A 25,910-nucleotide genomic window follows, 5' to 3' on the forward strand; every position below is an offset into this window, starting at 1 on the left:
CCGCAATGACCACGAGCACCGCTGCGATCGGCAGCTTCTCCGACATCCCGCTGCACGGCGACCGCGATGTGCGGCCACCCACCGAAGCCGCGGTGGAATCCCACGTCGCCGCGACCGCGTCGGCGCAGGGATGCACACCCGACCAGCTGGCCTGGCATACACCGGAAGGCATTGAGGTCAAGCCGGTCTACATCGCCGCCGACCGGGCCGCGGCGGCGGCCGAGGGCTACCCGCTGAACAGTTTCCCGGGCGAGCCGCCGTTTGTGCGGGGCCCGTATCCGACGATGTATGTCAACCAGCCCTGGACGATCCGCCAGTACGCCGGATTCTCCACCGCCGCGGATTCCAACGCGTTCTATCGTCGCAACCTCGCCGCCGGCCAGAAGGGCCTGTCGGTGGCCTTCGACCTGGCCACGCACCGCGGTTACGACTCCGACCACCCCCGCGTCCAGGGCGACGTCGGAATGGCCGGGGTGGCAATCGATTCCATCCTCGACATGCGGCAGCTGTTCGACGGCATCGACCTGTCGACGGTGTCGGTGTCGATGACGATGAACGGCGCGGTGCTGCCGATCCTGGCGCTGTACGTGGTGGCCGCCGAGGAGCAGGGGGTGCCGCCGGAGAAACTGGCCGGCACCATCCAGAACGACATCCTCAAAGAATTCATGGTGCGCAACACCTACATCTATCCGCCGAAGCCGTCGATGCGCATCATCTCCGACATCTTCGCCTACACCAGCGCCAAGATGCCGAAGTTCAACTCGATCTCGATCTCCGGCTACCATATCCAAGAAGCCGGAGCCACAGCCGATTTGGAGCTGGCATACACCCTGGCCGACGGCGTCGACTACATCAAGGCGGGCCTGGACGCCGGGCTCGACATCGACAAGTTCGCCCCGCGGCTGTCCTTCTTCTGGGGCATCGGGATGAACTTCTTCATGGAGGTCGCCAAGCTGCGGGCCGGCCGGCTGCTGTGGAGCGAGCTGGTCGCCGGATTCGGCGCGAAAGACCCGAAATCGCTGTCGCTGCGCACCCATTCGCAGACCTCGGGCTGGTCGCTGACCGCGCAGGACGCATTCAACAACGTCGCGCGCACCTGTATCGAGGCGATGGCCGCGACCCAGGGCCACACGCAGTCGCTGCACACCAACGCCCTGGACGAGGCCCTGGCGCTGCCCACCGACTTCTCGGCCCGCATCGCCCGCAACACCCAGCTGGTGTTGCAGCAGGAGTCGGGCACCACGCGGCCGATCGACCCGTGGGGCGGCTCGTATTACGTGGAGTGGCTGACCCATCAGCTCGCGCAGCGGGCCCGCGCGCACATCGCCGAGGTGGCCGAGCACGGCGGCATGGCCCAGGCGATCAGCGACGGCATCCCCAAGTTGCGCATCGAGGAGGCCGCCGCGCGCACCCAGGCCCGCATCGACTCGGGCATTCAGCCCGTGATCGGGGTCAACAAGTACCAGGTCGACGAGGACCAGGACATCGAGGTCCTCAAGGTCGAAAACAGCCGGGTTCGGGCCGAGCAGCTGGCCAAACTGCAGGAGCTGCGCGCGAGCCGGGATCAGTCGGCGGTCGACGCGGCCCTGGCCGAGCTGTCCCGCGCCGCCGCGGCCCACGGTCGCGCCGGTGATGATGGTCTGGGCAATAATCTGCTGGCACTGGCCATCGACGCGGCCCGGGCCAAGGCCACCGTGGGCGAGATCTCCGACGCGCTGGAGCGCGTCTACGGGCGCCACCAGGCTGAGATCCGTACGATCGCCGGGGTCTACCGCGACGAAGCCGGAGGAGGTGACAGCATCACCCCGCTTTCCAAGGCGACCGAACTCGTCGAGAAGTTCGCGGAGGCCGACGGTCGCCGGCCGCGAATCCTGGTGGCCAAGATGGGCCAGGACGGCCACGACCGCGGCCAGAAGGTGATCGCGACGGCGTTCGCCGACATCGGGTTCGACGTGGACGTCGGATCGCTGTTCTCCACCCCCGAAGAGGTAGCCCGCCAGGCCGCCGACAACGACGTGCATGTCATCGGGGTGTCATCGCTGGCCGCCGGGCATTCGACGTTGGTGCCGGCGCTGCGCGACGCGCTGGCCGAGGTGGGCCGGCCCGACATCATGATCGTGGTCGGGGGCGTCATTCCGCCGGGTGACTTCGACGAGCTGTACGCCGCCGGAGCCGCCGCCATCTTCCCGCCGGGAACGGTGATCTCCGAGGCGGCGATCGGCTTGCTGAACAAGCTCGCCGAGCGGTTGGGGTACACGCTCACCTAGATGGCACCCGACCCGGACAACAATGCCGACGACACCGTCGACGGGTTGGCGGCCGCCGTCCGCAGCGGCGATCGCGCCGCGCTGCCTCGGGCCATCACCCTGCTGGAGTCGACCCGTCCCGATCACCGTGACCAGGCGCAGCAGCTGTTGCTGACATTGCTGCCGCACTCCGGAAACGCGCATCGGGTCGGCATCACCGGGGTTCCGGGCGTGGGCAAGTCCACCACCATCGAGTCGCTGGGCATGCATCTGATCGATCAGGGGCACCGGGTGGCGGTGCTGGCGGTGGACCCCTCGTCGACCCGCACCGGCGGTTCGATCCTGGGCGATAAGACCCGGATGGCGCGGCTGGCCCAGCACGCCGACGCCTACATCCGGCCCTCGCCGACCTCGGGGACGCTGGGCGGGGTGGCAAAGGCCACCCGGGAGACCGTCGTGCTACTGGAAGCCGCCGGATTCGACGTGATCCTGATTGAAACCGTCGGCGTTGGGCAGTCCGAGGTGGCCGTGGCGAACATGGTCGACACGTTTGTCTTGTTGACCCTGGCGCGCGCCGGCGATCAACTGCAGGGCATCAAGAAGGGGGTACTCGAGCTGGCCGACGTCGTGGTGGTGAACAAGGCCGACGGCGAGCACCTGGCCGACGCGCGGATTGCCGCCCGGGAGCTTGCCGCGGCCATCAGGCTGATCTACCCGCGTGAAACGCTTTGGCGCCCACCGGTTCTCACTATGAGCGCAATGCAGGGGACAGGCCTGACGGAACTGTGGGACACCGTCGAGCGTCATCGCCAGGTGCTCGCCGACGCCGGCGAATTCGAAGCTCGTCGCCGAGACCAGCAAGTCGACTGGACCTGGCAGATGGTCCGCGACACGGTGCTCGACCGGGTGCTGTCCAACCCCGCGGTGCGCAAGATCCGCGCCGACCTGGAGCGTCAGGTCAAGGCGGGGGAGTTGACGCCGGCCATGGCCGCGCAACGCATACTCGACGTTGCGTCCGGCTAACGGAAAGGCAACTAAGTCGCTGTTTGCCGTACGTAAAGTATGAAATCCAAGTAAATTTGACAGTGTGACAGTGCAGTCCCGGGTCGATCTCCGTGCGGTCCCTTCTCACGATTCCCGCGGCGCAGGGCATCGTGTGTCCGGCACGGCGGACCCAAATTTTTCGTGCGTCGTACGCGGCTTCGCGAGCACCTTCCCCGGACGCCGATTCGGCGGCGGGGCGCTGGCGGTCTATCTCGACGGCCAGCCCGTCGTCGACGTGTGGACTGGCTGGTCGGACCGGCGCGGTCGGCAGCCGTGGCAGGCCGATACCGCGCCGATGGTCTTCTCCGCGACCAAGGGCATGACGTCCACCGTCATCCACCGACTCGCCGATCGCGGACTGATCGACTACGACGCTCCTGTCGCCGAGTACTGGCCGGAGTTCGGCGCCAACGGCAAGTCGTTCCTGACGGTGCGCGACGTGATGAGGCACCGGGCCGGGTTGTCCGGGTTGCGCGGCGCCACCCGAGATGACTTGCTGGATCACCTCGTGATGGAGGAACGGCTGGCGGCCGCGGCCCCAGGACGCTTTCTTGGCAAACCGGCATACCACGCGCTGACCTACGGCTGGCTGATGTCGGGGCTGGCGCGAGCGGTGACCGGAAAGGGCATGCGCGAGCTGATCCGCGAGGAGCTCGCCCAGCCGTTGGACACCGACGGCCTGCACCTGGGCCGGCCGCCCGCCGAGGCGCCGACCCGGGTCGCCGAGATCATCACGCCGCAGAACATGCCCGGCATTCCGGCCGTCAACTATGCGGTGGTCAAGCTCGGCACCCGACTGTCCGGGGGATTCCGCTCGATGTACTTCGACGGCCTCACGGCCGCCGTGAAAGGCGAGATTCCGCTGCTGGACGCCGAGATGCCGGCCGCCAACGGCGTGGCCACGGCCCGCGGCCTGGCGCGGATGTACGGTGCGATCGCCAACGGTGGCGAGATCGACGGCACCCGATTCCTGTCCCGCGAGTTGGTCGCCGGGCTGACCGGCCGCCGAAGTCTGCGGCGTGACCGAAACATTATGGTGCCGTTGTCATTTCACCTCGGCTACCACAGCGTGCCGTTCGGGAATGTGATGCCCGGCTTCGGCCACGTCGGGATGGGCGGCTCGCTGGGGTGGGCCGACCCGCAGAGCGGGGTGGCGTTCTCCTTCGTGCACAACCGGCTGCTGTCGCCTTTCCTGGTGCTGGACCACACCGGACTGGCCACGCTCGGCAATCTGATCCGGCGCGGCGTCGCGCGGGCGCGCAGAAACGGCTTCCGGCCGGTGACCGAGTTCGGTTCCCCGTTCGGTGAGCCGGAGCCCGTCGCCGGCTGACCCGGCGGGGCTGATTAGAAGGACGGCCTGCGGAACGGCGTCGTGTCGGCGTCGTCGCCGTGGAACTTCGGCCCAGGCCCAAGCAGTGTCCGCACCACCGGGCGCGGCGGGAGAGACCGAAGCATCTGGCTGGCCGGGCGCGGGCGGACCCGCTGCGGCCACCAGAACCACCGCCCGAGCAGCGCGGCGATCGACGGCGTCATGAACGACCGCACCACCAGGGTGTCGAACATCAAGCCCAGGCCGATGGTCGTGCCGACCTGCCCGATGATCCGCAGATCGCTGACCGCCATCGAGGCCATGGTGAAGGCGAACACCAGGCCGGCGTTCGTCACGACCTTGCCGGTACCGCCCATCGCGCGGACGATGCCCGTGTTGATGCCGCCGAGTATTTCCTCTTTCATGCGGGATACCAACAGCAGGTTGTAGTCGGACCCGACCGCCAGCAGGACGATCACCGACATCGGCAGCACCATCCAGTGCAATTTGAAGCCCAGAACGTACTGCCAGATCAGCACCGAAAGCCCGAACGATGCCCCCAGCGAAACCGCCACCGTGCCCACGATGACCAGTGCGGCGATAAAACTTCGGGTGATGATGAGCATGATGATGAAAATCAGGCAGAGCGCGCCGATCCCAGCGATATAGAGGTCGTACTTGGCACCGTCATGGAAGTCCTTGAAGGTCGATGCGGTGCCGGCGATGTAGATCTTGGAGTCCTCCAGGGGAGTGGTCTTGAGCGCCTCCTGGGCGGCCGTCCTGATCTGATCGATGCGCGCTATGCCCTCCGGCGTCGCCGGATCGCCCTTGTGCGAAATGATGAAGCGAGCCGCTTTCCCATCCGGAGACAGGAAGGACGTCATCGCGCGCTGGAAGTCCGCGTTCTGGAAAACCTCCGGGGGCAGATAGAAGGTGTCGTCGTTCTTCGACGCGTCGAACGCCTGGCCCATTGCGGTGGCGTTGTCGCCTGATTCATCTATCCCGTTGAGGGTGCCGGCCATGGTGCTGTGCATCGTCAGGATCATCTTCCGCGCGTCCTCCGCCATCGCGATCATCGGCGGGAACTGCTCCAGCAGCTGCGGCAACAACGCGTCCAGCTGGTCGAGGTCCTTCACAAGGTCGTCGGTTTTGTCGCTGATCTCGTCGATGCCGTCGAGCGTGTCGAATATCGACCGCAGCGACCAGCAGATGGGGATGTCGTAGCAGTGCTTTTCCCAGTAGAAGTAGCTTCGGATCGGTCGCCAGAAATCCTCGAAATCCGCGGCATGATTCCGCAGCTCGTGCACGACCTCGGACATTTCCTTGGTCTCGACGATCGAGTGGTGCGTGATCTCGGTGAGCTGCGCCTGATACTCGTACAAGCGCTTCATCGTCGCGATTTGTTGCGTCATCAGGTCGGCTTGCTTCAGCATGTCATCGGCGCGCAACTGCATATAATGCATGTTTTGCAGCTGACTCGCGTTTTGCATGCTGAGCAGGAACGGGATCGAGGTGTGCTCGATCGGTGTTCCCTCGGGCCGTGTTATGGCCTGCACCCGAGAAATGCCCGGCACCCGGAAAATCGCCTTGGCGAGCTTGTGTAACACGAGGAAATCCGCCGGGTTGCGCATGTCGTGATTCGACTCGACCATCAGGATTTCGGGCATCATCCGGGACTGCGAAAAATGACGATCCGCGGCCGCATACCCAATATTCGCCGGAATGTCCTTGGGTATGTAGAGCCGGTCGTTGTAACTCGTCTTGTAGCCCGGCAGGGTCACCAGACCGACCAGCGCCACCGCGAGCGTCGCGACGAGAATCGGGCCCGGCCAGCGGACGATCGCCGTGCCGACCCGGCGCCATCGTCCGAACCCGATCCTGCGCTTGGGATCGAACAGCCCGAACCCGCTGCCCACCGTCAGAACCGCCGGGACCAGGGTGAGCGCGACGGCGACCGCCACCACCATGCCCACCGCGCACGGCACGCCGATGGTCTGGAAGATGGGCATTCGGGTGAAGCTCAGGCACAGGACCGCCCCGGCGATCGTCAAACCGGAGGCCAGCACGACGGGAGCCACCCCGCGGTAGGTCGTGTAGTAGGCCGTTTCCGGATCCTCGCCGGCCTGGCGTGCCTCGTGATATCGGCCGAAGAAGAAGATGCCGTAGTCGGTTCCCACGGCGATCCCGAGGGACACCAGCAGGTTGATCGCAAACGTCGAGAGCGAAAGAAAATCGTAATGGCCGAGAAATGCGACGATCCCGCGTGCCGCCCCCAGTTCGACGCCGACCATTACCAGCAACAGGACCACGGTGATGATCGAGCGGTAGACGAGGAACAGCATCGCAAAAATCATCGCGATGGTGATCGCGGTGATCTTCAGAATGGATTTATTGCCGCTGTGCTGCATGTCCGTGACGAGCGCCGATGGGCCCGTCACATAGACCCCCACACCGGGCGGCGGCGCTGTTCGGCCGACGATGTTGCGGACCGCGGCCACCGATTCCTGTCCCAGGGTCGTGCCCTGGTTGCCGGCCAGATTCAACTGCGCGTAGGCGGCCTTGGCGTCCGCGCTCTGCGCGCCCGCCGCCGTGAGCCGATCTCCCCACAAGTCCTGCACGTGCTCGACATGCTTTGTGTCGCTGCGTAAGTCGCGAATCAGTTTGGCGTAGTAGGCGTGTGCGTCCTCACCGAGGGGCTTCTGCCCCTCCAGCACGACCATCGCGAAGCTGTCCGAATCGGATTCCTTGAAGTCCTTGCCCATGCGCTTCATCGCCAGCACCGACGGCGCGTCTTGAGGGCTCAGTGGTACCGAGTGCTCCTCTCCGACGTGCTCCAGCGATGGAATCGCCAGGGTGACAAGGAGAACCAGCCCGACCCAGGACAGGATGATGGGAATCGAGAGCCTGCGGATCGACCGCGCGAGGAACGGAACCTGCTGGCGTTCGGTGCTCATGGGCTCAACCGGGTAGTCCGCCACTTACCGCGGCTGTCTCAGCAGGGCGCGCACCAATGGGCGCGACCCTTCCGGACGGAGCAGTGCGCTGGCGGGGCGGGGGCGTACTCGTTGAGGCCACCAGAACCAGCGTCCCAGCAGCGCGGCGGTGGCTGGCGTCATGAACGCGCGCACGATCAGGGTGTCGAACAGCAGACCCAGGGCGATCGTCGTACCGATCTGACCGATGATGACCAGGTCGCTGACGATCATCGACGCCATGGTGAACGCGAACACCAGGCCGGCGTTGGTCACGACCTTGCCGGTACCCCCCATGGCGCGAATGATGCCCGTCTTTATGCCGGCGCCCAATTCCTCTTTCATGCGGGCCACCAGCAGCAGGTTGTAGTCAGACCCCACCGCCAAAAGGACCAGCACCGCCATGATCAGCACGAGCCAATGGATCTGTATGCCGATCAAGTATTGCCAGACCAGCACCGACAGCCCGAAGGATGCGCCCAGCGACAGCAACACCGTGCCCACGATGATCAGCGCGGCGATAAAGCTTCGCGTCATGATCAGCATGATGATGAAAATGAGGCATACCGCTGCGACGCCGGCAATCATGAGGTCGTACTTGGAGCCGAGCACAATGTCTTTCGTCATCGCGGCGGTGCCAGTCAGATATATCTTCGCGTCTTCCAGGGGAGTTCCCTTGAGCGCCTCCTCGGCCGCCGTCCTTATTGCCTCGACCCGTTCGACGCCCTCGGGCGACGCCGGATCGGCCCGTTGCGTAATGAGCATGCGGGCGGCCTTCCCGTCTGGCGACAGGAATATCTTCATGACTCGTTTGAAGTCTTCGTTTTTGAAAGTTTCGGGCGCGATGTAGAAGGAATCGTCGTTCTTGGAGGTGTCGAAAGCCTTCCCCATGGCCGTCGAGTTGTCGGTTGCCTGGTCCATCGCGGTGAACATCCCGGACATGGTGCTGTGCATGGTCAGCATCATGGTCCGCATGCTTTGCATGGTTTCGATCATCGGCGGGAACTGCATGAGGATTTGGGGCATGATCACGTCTATTTGGTCAAGATCCGCGACCAGATCCTTGAGCTTGTCGCTGAGCAAGTCGATGCCGTCGAGGGTGTCAAAAACGGATCGCAGCGAAAAGCAGATCGGAATGTCGTAGCAGTGCTTTTCCCAGTAGAAATAGCTGCGGATCGGTCGCCAGAAGTCCTCGAAATCCGAAACGTGATCCCGCAGCTCGTCGGTGATCGCTTGTATGTCGTGCGTTTCACCGACCATGTGGTGAGTGGTGGCGACGAGTTGTTGCATCAGGCCATACATGTGCTGCATGATGTCGATCATTTTCGTCAGCTCGTCGGCCTGCGTGAGCAAGTCATTCATGCGCTGTTTCTGGTACGGCAAGAGTTGTTGCTGCGCGGCGCTTTGCATGCTGAGTAAAAACGGGATCGACGTGTGCGCGATCGGGGTGCCCTCGGGCCGGGTCAGGGCCTGCACTCGGGAAATTCCTGGAACGGCCAGGACGCCCTTGGCTAGTTTGTTCAATACCAACGCATCTGCCGAATTTCGCAGGTCGTGATCGGCCTCGACCATCAGGATCTCGGGCGACAGCATTCGTGACTGAGGAAAATGTCGCTGTGCCGCCTGGAGCCCCAGGGCCGCCGGGATATTTTGCGGCATGTAGTGCATGTCGTTATAGCTGGGCTTGTATCCCGGCAACGTCAAAAGCCCGATCAGTGCGACCGCTAATGTCGCGATCAGAATGGGCGCGGGCCACCGGACGATCGCTGTGCCTATTCGCCGCCAGCGGTGTTCCGAGATCCTCCGCTTGGGGTCGAGCAAACCGAATCGGCTCCCGACGTGAATTACCGCGGGAACGAGCGTGAGGGCAACGGCGACCGCGACGATCACGCCGAGCGCACACGGAATGGCCAGCGCCTGGAAATGCGGCAGCCGGGTGAACTTGAGGCAGAAAAGCGCGCCGGCGATAGTCAGGCCCGAGGCCAAGACGATCTTGGCGACCCCGTGGTAAGTGGTGTAGTAGGCGGATACCTTGTCCTGGCCGGCCTGGCGCGCCTCTTGATATCGGCCGAAGAAGAAGATGCCGTAGTCGGTGCCCGCCGCGATTCCAATGGATACCAATAGGTTGACGGCGAAGGTGGTGAGACCTATCAGCCCCTGGTCACCGAGGAACGCCACAATTCCTCGCGCCACCTGCAGTTCTATCCCGACCATCACTAACAGCAGAACGACGGTGATGATCGAGCGGTAGACGAGGAGCAGCGTGGTGCAGATGACGGCCAGGCTCACCACCGTGATGAGGATGACGGTTCGGTTACCGCTGCTGCCCATGTCCGAGACGATGGCCGCGGGTCCCGTGACATAGGCCTTGACTCCCGGCGGCGCCGGCGTCCGTGCCACGACGTCCTTGACGACTTGGAGCGAATCATTCGCCAGCGTGGAGCCCGGGCTACCGGTGAGGTCCAGTTGCACATAGGCGGCCTTGCCGTCGGAGCTTTGGGCGGCGCCGGCCGTGAGTGGATCGCCCCAGAAATTCTGGATGTGCTGTACGTGTTTCGTGTCGGCCTGCAGCTGGCGAATCAGGCGATCGTAGTAGCTGTGGGCTTCGTCGCCGAGGGGCTGCTGGCCCTCCAAGACGATCATCGCCACGCTGTCGGAATTGGTTTCCTTGAAGTCCTGGCCCATCCGCTTCATCGCCTGGAACGCCGGCGCATCGGAGGGATTCAGCGACAGCGAGTGCTCTTTCTCGACCTTCTCCAAGGAGGGGACGGCGACGCTGAGGACTATGGCGATTCCCACCCAAATGAGAATGACGGGCAGCGAAAATCGGTGGATCAGCCGCGCTGCGCGGGACTGCGCGGCCGGCTCGTTGCGCGTGTCCTGGTCGATCATGCGGCCTTCAGCAGGCAGAAGGTGAACGCGCTCGTTTCGTGCGTAGTCTTCTCGGCTTTGACCACATCGTCGACCAAGATGCGGCAGCCGATCATGTCACTGTCGCCCTGCGCCATGACATTTCCGATGGCCGTAGCCGAGCTGATCGCGAATTCCAGCGTCCACGGCAGCTGCGCTCCGTTGAGGTGCTGGGGTTCACCGTTGACGTCGAAGTAGCTGATGTCGGCCACCGTCCCAGGATCTCCAAAGACCTCGTATCTGAGGTGCTTGGGGTTGAACGGCTTGGCGTTGTCGACTCGGGTATCGGAATAGGAGAGTCGTTTTTCATTGCCGAAGACGCCATGCAGCCGCGACACAGTGAACCCTCCGGCAAGCACGACCACGAGGATGACCAGCGGAACCCACAGACGCCTCATCACACTGAAAATCGAAAACCCCCGATCGCGACGACTCCCTTGAGAACCACTTAGCTCTGGAGGCCGGTGAGCACTGTCCCAGTTAGCGGCTGAGCGGCCGGTTGGATAACTAACATCTGGGGGACCAGGGTTAGCGAGATCGGACCGCGCTTGCGCAACGCCACCGCGTTCCACCACCGCATTAACCTCCCACCAGTCTCCATGCTCGGCGCCCTCTCAGCCGCCGAGCATGCCACCCAAGACCGGCCGCGACACCTCGTTGACCGTACATCGAATGTGGTTGTCGTCGCAGGCTAACCGTGCGGCGGTCACCTCAAACGTGCAGCAACTCGGGAAGCGCAACCCGATCCTGACGAGTAAACCATGCGGGCAAGCCCCCATCTCGGCTCGTTCTCAACGCGATATTGGATCGTAATGCACGCCATATTCGCGACAGCACTCGACCGACCCTCGATATCTCTGGCAAATCACGCCACGTGTATCGGTGACGTTGACTGGCTCGCCCGCAGGTCACAGCAACCAAGGTCGGCGAGGAGAAGTCATGCCGGGAACTTGTCCGAAACCCCGGACGGGCCGCCTCGGCTGCGAGGTATGGTTTGGAACGGCTTTACCGATGTCGACTAGAGGGGCGGGAGGATCACGCGGTGAGCGTCAATCCGTTCGATGACGAGAGTGGCAGCTTTTTCGTGTTGGTCAACGACGAGGAGCAGCACAGCCTGTGGCCGGCCTTCGCCGATGTTCCAGCCGGCTGGCGGGTGGTCTACGGCGAAGCCGAGCGCGCCGCCTGTCTGGACTACATCGAGCAGAACTGGCCCGATATCCGGCCGAAGAGCCTGCGCGACAGGCTGGCCGCGGGCGGCACTTCCGACGAGTAAGGGCCGCAGGACGGTTCGCGGCAAGCTCGGGGCTTAGTCGATCTCGCCGGTCAGCTCGAATTCGGCCAGGGTGCGCGTAACAAGCTCGCGCAAAGCGGGCTTGGTGTTATCCGCGCCGGGTTGGTAGGACTCGATGGTGATGCCGATCTTGTCGCCGATGCGCCATGACTGCACGGTCAATTGGCCGCCCGCGCGCTCGAGCCACTGTCGCGTCACGCGTTGCGCGATCACTCGGATGAGGTGCAGTGGATACAGGTGAGCGGAGAGGGCGGCGAACTCGGCCTCGTTGCGGGCAAGCAGGATCACCACCAAGCCGAGGTCGCGGAGATTGGAACAGAACACCGGGAGATCCGGGTCGTTGAGCGCCGCGTCGGCCACCCGTTTCAATGCACGCTTCGGCGCTAACGGGGTCAGCCAGAGGAGTTGCCGCTCGTCTTCGTCCGGCGCCTCCCGCAAAGTGCTAAGCGCCTGCTTGATCGCGGCGCGGGCGTCACCCAGATCTGTCGTTACCCGCGTCGGATCGACGTGGGCGGTCGCATACGACACTGCCAGCGCGCGCGTATCGCTCTCGGTGCGTTCGCTCATCGGCAGCAGCAAGGGAACGGCGCCGTCGCTGGCACGTCGGCGTCCGACGCACTCGCCGAGTTTCGCGGCGAACCCGGCGAGCAGCGTTTCACTCGTTCCGCCAAGAGCTTTCGCGCGGGCTTCCCACTCATCCACGTCGATGTGGGCCGTGATGACGGGCACGACGACGGTCTCGTCATTGCCGCCGACTCCACCGGCGGCGACGGGTTGCGGCGCCGGTGATCCTGAAGCTTCACGCCGCTGGCGACGGGCCAGTCTTCTCGCCGCGGCAACCGCTCGCGCGGCCTCGGGCATGTCCCGCGCGGCCTGGCGGATGTCCTGCGCCACCGCGCGCAGTGGGCTGCGTGAGGCCGGGGGCGGGTAGCCAAGATCGCGCGATCGCTCCAGGATCGCCTCGGCGATCGCGAACGCGAGCCCAAAGCCGTCAATGAGGTAGTGGGAGGTCACCAGGCTGACGGCCGTCGAGCCGTCCGTGAGCGGAAGGACCCCGATATGCCAGCCCGGGCCCCGTTCCAAATCGATCGGCAGCTGCGAGCGCTCGTCGGCCCAGTCGCCGAGTTCCGCGCGTGGGCGGGCGCGAGGCGCGACGTCGATGTCGGCGGGTCCCGAATCCGCGACCCACCGATGACGGGCGAAGATCGGCGAACGCTCGATGTGCCGGCCCAGCAGCCCGTCGCCCAGGGCGCGGTTGAAGCGCCTCACCCCATCGAGGTCGATCGGGTCCTCGTAAACCCAAACGACCTGGACGACTACCTGCCGGCCGATGGCGCGATGCTGGGAAAACAGTGCGTGGTCCATGATCGCGAGCCGATTGTCCGGCCGCGCATCACGTTTGGGTGCGCGATCCCCCCGGGATGCGCGTGCACGCCAGCGTGTCCGGGTCGCCATCAGATGAGAGTAGCCGATTCGCCGCTGATCGCATCGAAGAACGCCGCTGCGATACGTCGGTGCGAATACCATGCGGCCAGCGAAGCAGTCTGACCAGCTGTTTTGGCCACGTCGATCAGGACAGTCCGAAATACGTTGCTGCACAGCTATTCTGGCGCTCGATGTCCACGAGATACGTTGTTGTACAACATATCTCGAACCGTTAGCCCGGGCCCATCGTGGGCCATGCCACCGGCGGCCGGTGCGTGGGTTGCGATATGTCTCTGATTCGCCCGCGACAGTGCGGGTATTACCGCTATACTGCCGGGCGATTGAGCAGTGGATGGGAACCCGCTTTCATTTCGCCGGAATGCGCACGACACGTGAAAGGCCGGACCACGCGATGAAGTTTGTGCTGGCGAGCTATGGAACTCGCGGCGATGTCGAGCCCGGTCTCGCTGTCGGGGTCGAGCTGGCGCGCCGCGGGCACGAAGTGCACCTGGCCGTCTCGCCCGACCTCGTCGGCTTCGTCGAGGAGGCCGGGCTTTCGGCAGTCGCCTACGGACCGGACACGCAGGTCACCGTTTTGGAAGCGCAGCGCAACGCGGCGACGTTTCTGCCTGGGAAGTTCTGGAAGATCCAGGACCATATCAGGGTGTGGCGCGACGTGCTGGCACTCGGTGCGGAGCGCTGGATGGAAATGAGCCGGACCCTGACGGCGCTGGCCGCTGGGGCTGACCTGCTGCTAACCTGCCCCGGTTTCGAAGACGTCGCGGCCAACGTCGCGGAGTATCACGACATTCCGCTGGCGACGCTGCATATCACGCCGATCCGGGTCAATGGCCAGATCCTTCCCTTCCTGCCGCCGGCAGTGATCCGCTCCGCGATGACGACGCTGGAGTGGCTGGGTTGGCGCTGGGGCAAGAAGCTCGTCAACACGCAGCGCCGCGAGCTGAACCTGCCCAAGGCAACCGGGCCCACGCCGCGACGGATCGCCGAGCGCGGATCGCTGGAAATTCAGGCCTACGACGACTTTTGGTTCCCCGGACTGGCGCCCGAATGGGCGAGATGGAGGGCTCAGCGGCCATTCGTCGGTGCGCTGACGAGGGAAGTGGCGGCGGACACCGATGAGGAGGTCGCGTCGTGGATTGCCGCGGGAACACCGCCGATCTTCTTCGGGTTCGGCAGCACACACGTCGGATCGCCCGCCGACACGCTCACCATGATCAGCGCGGCTTGCACGGAGCTGGGCGAACGGGCGTTGGTTGGCTCCGGCTGGACCGACTTCGGCGAGCTTCCCCATTTCGGACACGTCAAGGTGGTCGGTCCGATGAATTACGCGGCCGCCTTCCCGGCCTGCCGCGCGGTCGTGCATCACGGCGGCGCGGGCACAACGGCCGCCACCATGCGCGCCGGGGTCCCCCTGCTGGCGCTTTGGACGGGGCCCGATCAGGCGATCTGGTCGGGGCGGGTCAAACGAATGAAGGCGGGCACCGCCCGGCGCTTCTCGAACACCACCCAGCAATCGCTGATCGCGGACCTGCGGACCATCCTCGCCCCGGAATATGTCGCGCGGGCCCGCGAAATCGCGACGCGGATGAGCAAACCCGCCGAAAGCGTCGCGGCCGCCGCCGATCTGATGGAAAATTTCACCCGCTCGCGGCGTGTTGGTTTATAGGCCAAAGTGACTGTGGGACAAGGGAAGCCGCCCGGCGGTTGGGAACGAAGGGCTACAGCTCCCCGGAGTCCATGGCCTTCCTCACTTCCTGTGCGCGTGCGACGTCCTCGGCGGTGTAGCCAATCATCAGCGCCACCGCACCGACGAGGACGCTTACCCCGGCCAGCCACAGCAAACCGTAGGTATAACCCTGGTCGAGCGCATGCAGCTGGGCGGCGTTCATCGACTTCGCCGGCCCGTTGACGCCGCCCAGGGACAGCGTGTGGGACGTGACGATGGCTTGGATGACGGCCATCACGACCGGCCCGCCGAGGCTGAGCAGCATCAGCGAGATCGCGGACGTAGGCCCGATCCGGTCTTGGCCGACGCTGGCGATCACCGACAGCCCGAGCGGGACGTTGGCCAGGCCGATGCCGATACCGCCTATGACAAGCGGGACCACCAGATTCGGGAAGTACGGGATGCCGCGGTGAAATGTCGAGCTGTACAGCATGGTGCTCACCAGCAGCATGCCGCCGGCGACCACCAGTACCCGCGGCGGAAACCGCGTCACCAGCTTTGACGACGCGACGACGCCGACGCCCACCGCAAGGGCGAACGGAATGAAGCCAAGGCCAGCGCGCAGCGCGGTGTAGCCCATGATGTTCAGCGCATACAGGGTGACCAGCACGGTCAGGCTGAACAGCAACCCACCGGCGAGGAAGATGGTAGCGAATGTGGCCAACCGGTTGCGGTCGAAGAACAGGTCAAACGGCACGATGGGGTTTTCAGCGGTGCGCTCCACTACGACGAACGCTACGAAGGCCCCGATCGCCAGCACACCCGCGCCGATTGTGGGGGCCGACAGCCAGCCCTTCTCGGGTCCCAGCGACAAGGCGACAACCGCGGTGATGCCGGTCAGCGTGGCCAAGCCCGCCCCCGCGACGTCCAGCTTCATGCGCTCGAGCTGAGTTTCCCGTAGTGCCGTGCGAGCGAGGTAGATCACGAACAGCCCGATCGGTACGTTCACCAGAAAAACGAGCCGCCACGCCAAATCGGCGAGCGCCCCGCCCACAACCAGGCTCAGCACCGAGCTGATACTGCCCATCGCGCCCAGCACCGCCATCGCGGTATTGCGTGTCGGACCCTTCGGGAAGGTGGTCGCCACCAGCGCAATCGTCGTAGGCGCGATGACCGCGCCAGCCACGCCCTCCAGCAGCCGGGCCGCAATGAGGGTGCCCCCGTTCTGGGCGATGCCGCAGACCGCAGAGGTGATGGTGAACAGCGCGACCCCCGCGACGAAGGCACGCTTGCGTCCGATGGTGTCACCGACGCGACCGCCCACCAGCATCAGGCCGCCATAGGCCAGCAAGTAGGCGGTGAGCACCCAGCTCCGCCCAGCATCCGACAGGTTCAGCTCGTTCTGGATCTTCGGAAGGGCGGCGATCGTGATGGTGCCGTTCATCATCGACATCAGCTGCATGCCGCCCAGGGTCACGATTGCGGCAATAAACCGGCGCGACGGCATGCTGGTCGGCTCTTCGCTGCTGGTGTGGCCCAGCGCAGTCGATTCGATGGGCATGGGGTCGCTCATTCCGCCCGTTCTGTCGTCTAGTGGGGTATGCGGCCCTGCATCGTTAGAGCCGTCATAGCGGGACGCTACCGCATCTAAAGAATTGTTAACGGCAGAACGACGAGATAAACATCCTTCTCATCGGACGAGCCCAGTCTTAAACGCCTGCTTAAGCGTTCGCATCGGCGGGCGCCCTCCGCTCACAGGCGGCTCGACCGTGGTCAGCCCGGTGGGCTCGCACCCGCTTCTGAGCTAGCCTGTCCGCCCCTCCGGAGGCTGGCCCGGTCACGCCGAAATGGCGCCGCCGACCCACGGCACGCCGTTTCGGGGCCCGAACGGGCCGGCAATCTCACCGATTGGTCGCGCCGTTCGGCGAAATGCTCTGTCGCGCAACGTATCACGGGCAGCTTCGGGATAAAATAAGGGGAGGCGGTGCCGCCCGTGGTTCCAGATGTCCCGCGGCCGCCACCCCGGTCATGACCGCCTCTCTGATGCGATCCGGCCGGCTTAGCCGTCTGATCTCGTTCCGACTCGCACCCGATCATGCTTGCCCGCCGATATCGCAACGGGGACAACGAATCTGGCCCTGGGAACGGCGAAGCGCGGGGGAGCGGCGCTGAGTCCGGGCCGCCATGGACTGACGCGACATTCCGTGATTCGCGAAAAATGGCCGCGCCCGCCGCTTTCGTCTAACCTGGCGCCATGATCAAGAGCCGACGCGCTGCCGCGAAGCGTACCGCCGGATCTTGTTCCGTTGGTGCGGTGACGGCGGAGTCACGCGCGTGAGTCCCGCCGCAGAGGCCGGGGCTCCGGGCCGCCCGGTCGTTCTGTTCGTGTTGGGCATGAACCGCTCTGGGACGGCGGCGCTTACGGGACTTCTCTCGTTCTGCGGTGCTACGCTCCCGGCCGGGCTGGTGGGGGCCATGGCGGACAATCCGCTCGGCTATTTCGAGCCGCGCAAAGCCAACTATCTCAACGAAGCGATCCTGTACCGGCACCACAGCACTATCTTCGACCCGACACTACGCCTGCATGAGGAAGGTGTGTTGGGCGACAAGGCGAGGGCCGCCTGCGTCGCCGATATCCGGGCGTATCTCAACACGTTGCCGGCCGCGCCGCTCGTGGTCATCAAGGACCCGAGGATTACGCTCCTGGCCGACGTGTGGTTCGACGCGGCGCGTCTGGCCGGATTCGACGTCATGACCGTGATCACGGTGCGCCGTCCGCAGGAGGTCATCGCGTCGGTGGCTGCGCAGATTTCGGCCTCACCGGATCTGTCGAGCGCCTTGTGGCTGAAATTCAACCTACTGGCGGAGAGGAACACGCGCGGCTTACCGCGCGTGTTCGTCGAGTACGCCAATGTTCTCGATGACTGGCGCCGGGAAATAAAAAGGATTTCCGCGGCGCTCGAGGTCGATCTCGACACCCGGGACGAGGACGCGATCGATGAGTTTCTCAAGCCGGATTTGCACCGCCAACGACACTGCGACCCGGTGGCAGAGCCCTTTGGCACAGACTGGGTTTCCGCGGTCTACGAAACGCTCGGCGCCGCCGCGCGGGACGAACCCTGGGATCATGCTGCGCTGGACCGCGTTTTCGAGGCGTATCGCGCGAGCGAAAGCGGTTTCCGTACGGTGTTCAAGGATTTCCAGCGGCTGCAGAAGCTCAACCGGCGCATCCGGCCATCCGTGTTCAAACTGATCATGGAGGTCAACGCGCTGGCTCACCGACGCCGCGGGACTTGGGCCTAGACCCGGCATTCAGCGAACGCCGTTACGGCCGAAGCCAATCGGCGAACGCCCAGCCGAGAATCGAAGAACTAGGGATAATGGCCGTTGCGCGTGTGGTTGGCCCCTCGCGCGACGATGGAAAGGCTAAGGTCCGCGATGAAGTTTGTGGTGGCAGCCTACGGAGTACGCGGTGATGTCGAGCCCTCCGTCGCCGTCGGTCGCGAGCTGCTGCGCAGAGGGCACGAGGTGCGCACGGCCGTCCCGCCCGATCTCGTCGGCTTCGCCGAGTCGGCCGGGCTTGCGCCGGTCGCCTACGGGCCGGATGCGCGCAAGTGGCAGGACCTCCACCGCGACTTCACGACACACTTGTTCCACAACTTCTGGCGAATCCGGGATGCGATCAGGCTGGCACGCGAAGATTGGCAGCGGTTTGCCCAGGCCTGGCGGGAGATGAGCGCGACGCTGGTATCCCTGGCAGACGGGGCCGACCTGCTGTTCACCAGCTTGCTTGGCCAGCAACCCGCGGCGAATGTTGCGGAGTACTACGGCATTCCGTTGGCCACACTGCACACCCTTCCGACGCGAGTCAACGGCCAGCTCGTTCCGATTCTGCCGGCGCCGTTGGGCCGCGCCGTCATGGCGGTGAACGAGTGGCTGGAGCGGCCCATGACCAAGAGGCTCGAGGATGCGCAGCGCCGTGAACTCGGTTTACCTAAGGTCACCGGGCCCGCGCCGCGACGGATCGCGGAACGCGGATCGCTGGAGATCCAGGCTTACGACGAGGCGTGCTTTCCCGGGCTGGGGGCCGAATGGGGGAAATGGGATGGCCTGCGGCCCTTCGTCGGTGCGCTGACGATGGAGTTGCCGACGGCCGCCGACGAGGACATCGTGTCGTGGATCGCCGCGGGAACACCGCCGATTTTCTTCGGGTTCGGTAGCACGCTCGTCCAATCTCCGGCGGACACGCTGGCGATGATCGACGCCGCCTGTGCAGAGTTGGGCGAGCGGGCGCTGGTTGGCGCCGGGTCGACTGACTTCGGCGACGTCCACAATTTCGAGAACGTCAACGTGGTGGGCCCGATGAACTATGCGGCGTCCTTTCCCGCCTGCCGTGCGGTCGTGCACCACGGGGGCGCTGGCACCACAGCCATAGGCCTGCGTGCCGGAGTCCCCACGTTGATCCTTTCGACGTGGCCGGACCAGACGCTCTGGGGAGCGGTGGTCAAACGATTGAAAGTGGGCACGGCCCGGCCCTTTGCGCGTACTACGCGCGAATCGCTGGTGGCGGACCTGCGCACCATTCTTGCCCCGCAATATGTCGCGCGGGCCCGTGAGATCGCCACCGGGATGAGCAAACCCGCCGACAGTATTGCCACCGCTGCTGATCTTCTGGAGGATTTCGCCCGCACGCGGCGGGTTTGCTGATCGACGAAGGCAGGGCGTCCGAACCGGTCGTGAAAGTGCCTGTCCTGCAAGGGACATGTCAGTTACCCGCGAGCGTGCGGTCGGCCAGCGCACCGATCACCGGTGCTAACGCCCGGGCGTATTCGACTGTAAGGTGATTCCGGTCGAAGTACACCAGGGCGTTGCCGATGATGTCCGGGCAGCGGTTGGCTGTGCAGAACAGGTTGGTGAGGTCGGCGTAGTAACCGCCGCCGGCCTTAGTTGCGGTGGACTCCGCGACAATGCCGGATTGGTTCACCGCCATCGATGTTGGCGGTGAGCAGGCGGTTGCGTCGTCGAGGTGCCCGGATAGGCAGATGGGCACCACTGATTGGGGATCCGGGATCGGCCCGAGCACCAGCACCCGCGCGCCGGCGTTGCGCAGTTGCTGCACGAGTCGGGTCAGGCTGTCGATCCATGCCCGGTCGTATGAGGTGAAACCCGGCACCCAACCGAAGTCCGCACCGGTGCCGGCGCCGTAACCCCGCCACATGCTCACCACGACCAGCTGCGGGTGTTCGGCGCGTAACCGAGAGATGATCTGACTGCGCCACCGCTCGCAATCGGTGGATAGCAGGCGACGGAGGGGGTTAGGGTTGGTGGGCAAGTTCATCACTGGGCAGCCGCCTTTGCCCATGGTTTCTAGACGCCAGTGGCGCTGCGTGGCGACCTGCTGGAACGCCGGAGCCCACATCGCGGCGTGCGAGTCACCGACCAGGGCCACCGTCGTCGTGGCGGCGGTATCGCCCGTTGCGCACTTAGGCTGTCCGACTTGAAGAAAATTGCGCAGGCATCCATTGACAAACATGACCTTGAGTTCGCCCGACGCGTTGGCAAGCGACGGGTCGAGGTTCGACGGTACGGCTTTGAGGTCGGAGGATGCGGCGACCTTGGCCCGCACTTGGGCAACGGCGTGCAGCAAGGCTGCGTCGTAGCCGTCGATGTTGGAGCCGCTGGGGGGAGGGCTCGCGTTGATGGTCAGCGCCACGGCTGGCGCGCCGCGACCGACCGGCAGGGGCACCACAATCAACAACGCCACGCCGACACCAACGGCTACCGCAGTGGCTGCACCGCCGAGCGCCAGACTGGCCAGAGGAGAGCGGCGCACGGGACTGGCGAATCGCAACGGATTTTCGACGAGATGCAGGGTGAGCACGGCAAGCCCGCCGGAAACGAGGACCGTTGCCAGCCTGCCGGCCAGCCCAAGCGCGTGACCCAACAAGGGCGGGGCCAGCAGCAGCACTGGCCAGTGCCACAGATACCACGAGTACGACATGCGCCCGATCGCCCGCATCGGCCGCTGGGCCAGCACGCGGGCGGATCCCTGAGAGGGTGCGGCACAGCCGGCGCCGATCACCAGCGCGGTGCCCAGTATGGGGACTACCGCGGCAATGCCCGGATATGGCGTTCTTGTGCTAAATAGGTTGCAGGACAGCAGGATCAGGGCCAGCCCGGCCCATCCTATGATCGCGGCAGGTAGTGCCGGAAGCCGGCGCCACTGGCCGGCTGTGAGAGCCACCAGGCCGCCGGCGGCGAGCTGCCACGCCCGGGTTGGCAGTGAAAAGAACGCCACAGCAGACAGCCAGTATGTGACCCCCAGCGAGAGCGTGAACGACACGGCCCCAACCAACGCGAGGATCACCAGATACGGGCGGTGCGACGAGGTGGCGTGGGACGGGATGCGTCGACGCAGCCTTCGGATCACGCACGCCGTACCGAGGATTAATGGCGGCCACACCAGGTAAAACTGCTCCTCGACGCCCAACGACCAGTAATGCTGGAACGGCGACAGCGGCATCGTTGGGGCGAGGTAGTCGACGCCTTGCAGGATGAACCGATAGTTGCCGACATACAACGCGCTAGCGATGCCGTCACCCAGGACACTTCGGACCTGCAACGGGGGTAACAGCAGAGCCGAGGCGATCGCGGTGACGACGCCCACCGCAGCCGAGGCCGGCAGCAGTCGGCGCGCTCGCGCTCCGTAAAAGCGGCGCAGGCGGACCGTGCCCGCGGTGCTCGCCTCGCGCCAAAGGAGCCCGGTGATGAGGAAGCCCGAGATCACGAAGAACACGTCTACGCCGACGTAGCCGCCGCCGACACCGGGCACGTCAGCATGAAAGAGGACAACGGCTAACACCGCGACGGCACGCAAGCCCTCAATGTCGCGGCGAAATCCCGTTTGTGCGGGGCGCCGACATTGCACTCCTTCGCCAGGGCGAACGCTGTCGGCTTGGCGCAAGGCCACCACCTTTTCAGAGGACGCGTACTTCGAGTAGAGGCATTCTTACACCGCAGCATCAGCAAATGGGCTTCTTTGGCCACATCCCGCAACTGCACACGCGGCCTAGCCGGTCGCAGTCAAACTTCAGGCAAGACGTAGGTTGCTAACGGTTGCCGTCATTCTTGCGACGCTGCCGCGCGCATTCGTGTGATCGCTTGGCTTCAAAGGCAATTCGGGCTGCCGCATGTCAACTGCTCGCGAGCGCACGGTCGGCTAGCGCCCCGATTACCGGTGCCAATGCAAGGGAGTATTCGAGCGTCGTGTGATTCGAGTCAGCGTAGACCAGGGAGTTGGCTACGATGACCGGGCAGCGGTCAGTGGTGCAGAACAGCTCGGTGACGTCGGCGTATTGTCCGCCGCCGGCTTTGGTCGCGGCGGACTCAGCCGCGATGCCGGATTCGTTCACCGCCGTCGATCTCGCCGGCGAGCAGGCCGTCGCGTCATCGAGGTGTCCGGACAGGCAGATCGGCACCATTGACTGTGGGTCCGGTATCGGCCCGAGCACCAGCACCTTCGCACCGGTGCCGCGCAGCTGCTGCACTAGGCGGGTCAAGCTGTCGATCCACGCCGGGTCGTATGTCGCGAAACTTGGTATCCAACCGTAGCTGGGATGGTAGGCCCGCCACATGCTCACCACGACCAGCCGCGGGTGCTCGGCGCGTAATCGGGCCATTATCCGACCGCGCCATTGCTCGCAGTGGAAACTGCGCATGTTTCCCATGGGCAAATCCATCAATGGGCAGCCCGCCTTCATCAGGGCCTCCAGCCGCCAGCGCCGTTGGGCGGCGACCTGCTGGAGCGCCGAACTCCACATCGCAGCATGGGAGTCGCCGACCAGGGCAACCGTCGTCGTGGAGCCGGTATCTCCTGTCGCGCACTCGGGCTGTTCCGCCTGGAAAAAATTGCGCATGCAGGTGGTGAGGTCGATGGCGTGAATTGCGGCGTCCGCGTCGGCAAGTGGTGGGTCCAGGTTCGACGGTACGGCCTTCAGGTCGGCGGCTGCGGCGACCGCCGTCTGCACCTGCGCGAACGCGTGCTGGACCGCCGCGTCGTACGCGTCAATACTGCGGCCCGCGGGGACAGGCGCCGCAGTTACGATGAGCCTCGCGGCCGGGGTGCCGCGTCCGATTGGGGGAGGCATCAACACCAGCAGCGCTACGCCCACACAGACTGCAACCGCGGTGGCGGCGCTGCCAAGCGCAAGGCTGCCGAGGGGAGACCGGCGTACGGCAGCGGCGAAGCGCAACGGGTTTTCGATGAGATGCAGGGTGAGCACGGCCAGGCCGCCGGAGACCAGGACCGCTGCCAACCTGTCGGCCAGCCCGAGTTGGTGGCCCAGCAATGGCGGTGCGAGCAGCAGCACCGGCCAGTGCCACAGATACCACGAATACGACACCCGGCCGATCGCACGCATCGGCGACAAAGCCAGGACGCGGCCGCATCCCTGAGAAGGTGCAGCACAGCCGGCGCCGATCACCAGCGCCGCGCCCAGCACCGGCAATAGCGCGGCGGTACCCGGGAAGGGCGTGGTGGTATCGAATAGGGTGCAGGCCAGCAGGATCATGGCCAGCCCTACCCATCCCGCAATCGCGGCAGGTAGTGCTGGTAGTCGGCGCCATCGGCCGGCCGTGAGGGCGACCAGGCCGCCGGCAGCCAACTGCCAAGCCCGGGTCGGCAGCGAAAAGAACGCCACGGCGGGAACCAGGTAAGTGGCCGCGAGCGACAACGCAAACGACAAGGCGGCGACCAGCGCAAGGACCACCAGATACGGGCTTTTCGCCGAGGGGGCATCGGCTCTGCTGCGCCGACGCACACGCCGGATAAGCCACGCCGTACCGATCATCATGGCCGGCCACACCAGGTAGAACTGCTCCTCTACGCCCAAAGACCAGTAGTGCAGGAACGGCGACGGCAGCGTGGTGCTGAAGTAGTCGACGGCTTGGAGGACGAACCGGTAGTTGCCGACATACAACGCGCAGGCAATGCCATCACCAAAGACGGTCCGGGCCTGCAGTGGGGGTAGCAGGACAGCCGAGCTGAGCGCGGTAACGACGCCGACCGTGGCCGAAGCCGGCAGCAGTCGGCGGGCCCGCGCGCCGTAGAACCGCCGCAGCCGGACGCTGCCGGTGGTGCTCACCTCGCGCCACAGCAGCCCGGTGATGAGGAAGCCTGAGATCACGAAAAACACGTCCACGCCGACGTATCCACCACCGACGCCGGGCACGTCGGCGTGAAAGAGGACAACGGCGAACACCGCGATGGCGCGCAAGCCCTCGATGTCGGGGCGAAATCCCGTCTGCGCCGACCGGCGACGTTGCACCCCTTCTGCAGTGCCAAAGCTGTCGGCTTGGCGCAAGGTCACCACCTCGCAAGAGGACGCGTGCTTCGAATAAAGGGCATTCTTACATCTTGGCAGCAGCCAATGGATTGACTTCCCTACGTCCCGCCTTTGGGGAACGAGGCTCAACCGCCCGCAGCCAAACTCTTAGGCCGCAACCGTAGCCGTCATGTTTTGCGGCACGGCCCGATGCATGTGTGTGATCGCTTGGCCCCAAAGGCAATTCGGTCAGAGATATTGCAGCGCTCTCCTGCAGCGGTTCTGATGCTGCCCGCCGCTTGCCCAAATCTTCTGGTTTTCAGATTGATACGCTGGCGCCTGGCTATACTGCTGGGCGGCTGAGCCGGGCACGCACGGCCGCCGCTTTCTTCTGTAGAACGCCGCACTGGACGTGAAAGGCGAGGGTCCGCAATGAAGTTTGTGCTGGCGTGCCACGGGACACGTGGCGACGTCGAGCCCTGCGCCTCCGTCGGTCGTGAGCTGCTGCACCGCGGGCATGACGTGCGCATAGCGGTCCCACCCGACATGGTTGGCTTCGCCGAATCGGCGGGGCTCGCCGCGGTCGCCTACGGGCTGGATACCCAGGTCACGATCGACGCGCACCGCAACTTCTGGAGGGATCTCTTCGGCAACTTCTGGCGGACCCGGGATCTGATCGAGGTGTGGCGTGCATCGTGGGAGCCCAATTTCGCGAGCTGGGGGGAAATGAGCAAGACCCTGACGTCGCTCGCGGAGGGGGCCGATCTGATTTTCACCGGCATGATTTTCGAGGGCGTCGCCGCCGACGTCGCAGAATATCACAACATTCCGTTGGCCACGCTCGATCACGCCCCGCTGCGGCCCAACGGTCAGTACGTGCCTTACCTGCCTGCGCCGTTGGGCCGCGCCACGATGACGGTCACCGAGTGGATGGTCTGGCAGGTGTGGAAGAAGGCGGAGGATGCGCGGCGCCGTGAGCTGGGCCTGCCGAAGGCGAAGGGTCCGGCGTCCCGACGAATCACCGAACGCGGATGCCTGGAAATCCAGGCCTACGACGAGGTTTGTGTTCCCGGGCTGGCCGCGGAGTGGGCGAAGTGGAACGGCCAACGGCCTTTTATCGGCGCGCTGACGATGGAGTTGCCAACGGATGGCGACGAGGAGATCGCCTCATGGATCGCCGCCGGGACACCGCCGATCTACTTCGGGTTTGGCAGCATCCCGGTCGACTCTCCCGCCGACACGCTCGCCACGATCGCAGCGGTATGCGCGGAGCTGGGGGAGCGGGCGCTGGTTGGCTCCGGGTGGAGTAACTTCCGCGACCTTCCCGAATTCGAACACGTCAAGGTGGTGGGTGCGGTGAACCATGCGGCCGTGTTTCCCACTTGCCGCGCCGTCGTGCACCACGGGGGCCCGGGCACCATGGCCGCGGGCCTGCGCGCCGGAGTCCCCACGTTGATCTTGTGGTTGTTGGGCGAACAGCCACTCTGGGGAGCCGCGGTCAAACGGTTGAAGGTCGGGACCTCCCGGCGCTTTGCGAGGACGACGCGCGAGTCGCTCCTCGCGGACCTGCGCACCATCCTTGCCCCGGATTACGCCGTCCGGGCCCGCGAAATCGCCGCCCGGATGACCAAACCCGCCGACAGCGTTGCGGCCGCCGCTGATCTCCTGGAGAATTTTGCCCGCCAGAAGCGCGTCAGCTGATC

At 65.1% G+C, this 25,910-nt stretch carries 15 protein-coding genes; 8 read left to right on the top strand and 7 right to left on the bottom strand.

Going from position 1 to position 25,910, the window contains the following annotated elements:
• Positions 1-5 precede the first annotated feature (5 nt).
• The 3 genes from scpA to A5747_RS22300 all read left to right on the top strand — a co-directional run bounded on the left by scpA (position 6) and on the right by A5747_RS22300 (position 4,620).
• Positions 6-2,267 carry a methylmalonyl-CoA mutase gene (gene scpA, locus A5747_RS22290; protein WP_076128381.1) on the top strand — a complete coding sequence of 754 codons (2,262 nt, stop codon included), beginning with the start codon at positions 6-8 and terminating at the stop codon, positions 2,265-2,267.
• Positions 2,268-3,269: a methylmalonyl Co-A mutase-associated GTPase MeaB gene (meaB, locus tag A5747_RS22295; RefSeq protein WP_076128382.1), complete on the top strand. Its 1,002-nt coding sequence runs from the start codon at positions 2,268-2,270 to the stop codon at positions 3,267-3,269.
• A gap of 64 nt (positions 3,270-3,333) precedes the next feature.
• The gene (locus A5747_RS22300; protein ID WP_076128384.1) at positions 3,334-4,620 is read left to right on the top strand and encodes a serine hydrolase domain-containing protein; all 1,287 of its coding nucleotides are present in this window, start codon (positions 3,334-3,336) and stop codon (positions 4,618-4,620) included.
• A gap of 14 nt (positions 4,621-4,634) precedes the next feature.
• On the opposite strand, the gene A5747_RS22305 is transcribed toward A5747_RS22300, so the two are convergent.
• The 3 genes from A5747_RS22305 to A5747_RS22315 are packed head-to-tail and all read right to left on the bottom strand — an operon-like array spanning position 4,635 to position 10,879.
• Positions 4,635-7,553: an RND family transporter gene (locus tag A5747_RS22305; RefSeq protein WP_076128442.1), complete on the bottom strand. Its 2,919-nt coding sequence runs from the start codon at positions 7,551-7,553 to the stop codon at positions 4,635-4,637.
• Positions 7,554-7,577: 24 nt separating this feature from the next.
• The gene (locus tag A5747_RS22310) at positions 7,578-10,463 is read right to left on the bottom strand and encodes an RND family transporter (protein WP_076128386.1); all 2,886 of its coding nucleotides are present in this window, start codon (positions 10,461-10,463) and stop codon (positions 7,578-7,580) included.
• Positions 10,460-10,879 (bottom strand): MmpS family transport accessory protein, encoded by a 420-nt coding sequence (locus tag A5747_RS22315; protein WP_076128388.1) that lies wholly within the window; start codon positions 10,877-10,879, stop codon positions 10,460-10,462. Before A5747_RS22315 ends, A5747_RS22310 begins: the two co-directional genes overlap by 4 nt.
• Positions 10,880-11,523: 644 nt before the next feature.
• On the opposite strand from A5747_RS22315, the gene A5747_RS22325 reads away from it, so the two are divergent.
• The gene (locus A5747_RS22325; RefSeq protein ID WP_076128392.1) at positions 11,524-11,754 is read left to right on the top strand and encodes an MbtH family protein; all 231 of its coding nucleotides are present in this window, start codon (positions 11,524-11,526) and stop codon (positions 11,752-11,754) included.
• A 33-nt stretch (positions 11,755-11,787) separates the two neighbouring features.
• Here the strand turns inward: A5747_RS22325 and A5747_RS22330 are convergent, their stop codons facing one another.
• On the bottom strand, positions 11,788-13,137 hold the full coding sequence (locus tag A5747_RS22330) for a hypothetical protein (protein WP_198938240.1): 1,350 nt from the start codon (positions 13,135-13,137) through the stop codon (positions 11,788-11,790).
• A 472-nt stretch (positions 13,138-13,609) separates the two neighbouring features.
• Between A5747_RS22330 and A5747_RS22335 the strand changes: the two genes are divergently transcribed.
• The gene (locus A5747_RS22335; RefSeq protein ID WP_076128444.1) at positions 13,610-14,884 is read left to right on the top strand and encodes a glycosyltransferase; all 1,275 of its coding nucleotides are present in this window, start codon (positions 13,610-13,612) and stop codon (positions 14,882-14,884) included.
• A gap of 52 nt (positions 14,885-14,936) precedes the next feature.
• Here A5747_RS22335 and A5747_RS22340 read toward each other — a convergent pair whose 3' ends face one another.
• A complete protein-coding gene (locus tag A5747_RS22340) occupies positions 14,937-16,445 on the bottom strand; it encodes an MFS transporter (protein WP_076128446.1) in 1,509 nt (502 codons plus the stop codon).
• 833 nt (positions 16,446-17,278) lie between these two features.
• On the opposite strand from A5747_RS22340, the gene A5747_RS22345 reads away from it, so the two are divergent.
• Both A5747_RS22345 and A5747_RS22350 read left to right on the top strand, forming a co-directional pair.
• Complete coding sequence (locus A5747_RS22345) at positions 17,279-18,187, top strand: sulfotransferase family protein (RefSeq protein WP_142245695.1); 909 nt, start codon at positions 17,279-17,281, stop codon at positions 18,185-18,187.
• A gap of 135 nt (positions 18,188-18,322) precedes the next feature.
• Complete coding sequence (locus tag A5747_RS22350) at positions 18,323-19,591, top strand: glycosyltransferase (protein WP_076128398.1); 1,269 nt, start codon at positions 18,323-18,325, stop codon at positions 19,589-19,591.
• 58 nt (positions 19,592-19,649) lie between these two features.
• On the opposite strand, the gene A5747_RS22355 is transcribed toward A5747_RS22350, so the two are convergent.
• Both A5747_RS22355 and A5747_RS22360 read right to left on the bottom strand, forming a co-directional pair.
• A complete protein-coding gene (locus A5747_RS22355; RefSeq protein WP_142245692.1) occupies positions 19,650-21,848 on the bottom strand; it encodes an acyltransferase family protein in 2,199 nt (732 codons plus the stop codon).
• A gap of 229 nt (positions 21,849-22,077) precedes the next feature.
• Positions 22,078-24,252: an acyltransferase family protein gene (locus A5747_RS22360; RefSeq protein ID WP_083700595.1), complete on the bottom strand. Its 2,175-nt coding sequence runs from the start codon at positions 24,250-24,252 to the stop codon at positions 22,078-22,080.
• A 387-nt stretch (positions 24,253-24,639) separates the two neighbouring features.
• Here A5747_RS22360 and A5747_RS22365 point away from each other — a divergent pair, with 387 nt between their 5' ends.
• Complete coding sequence (locus A5747_RS22365) at positions 24,640-25,908, top strand: glycosyltransferase (protein ID WP_076128402.1); 1,269 nt, start codon at positions 24,640-24,642, stop codon at positions 25,906-25,908.
• The last annotated feature ends 2 nt before the right edge of the window (positions 25,909-25,910 follow it).

This window comes from Mycobacterium sp. IS-836 (assembly GCF_001954275.1).
Classification (GTDB): Bacteria; Actinomycetota; Actinomycetes; order Mycobacteriales; family Mycobacteriaceae; genus Mycobacterium.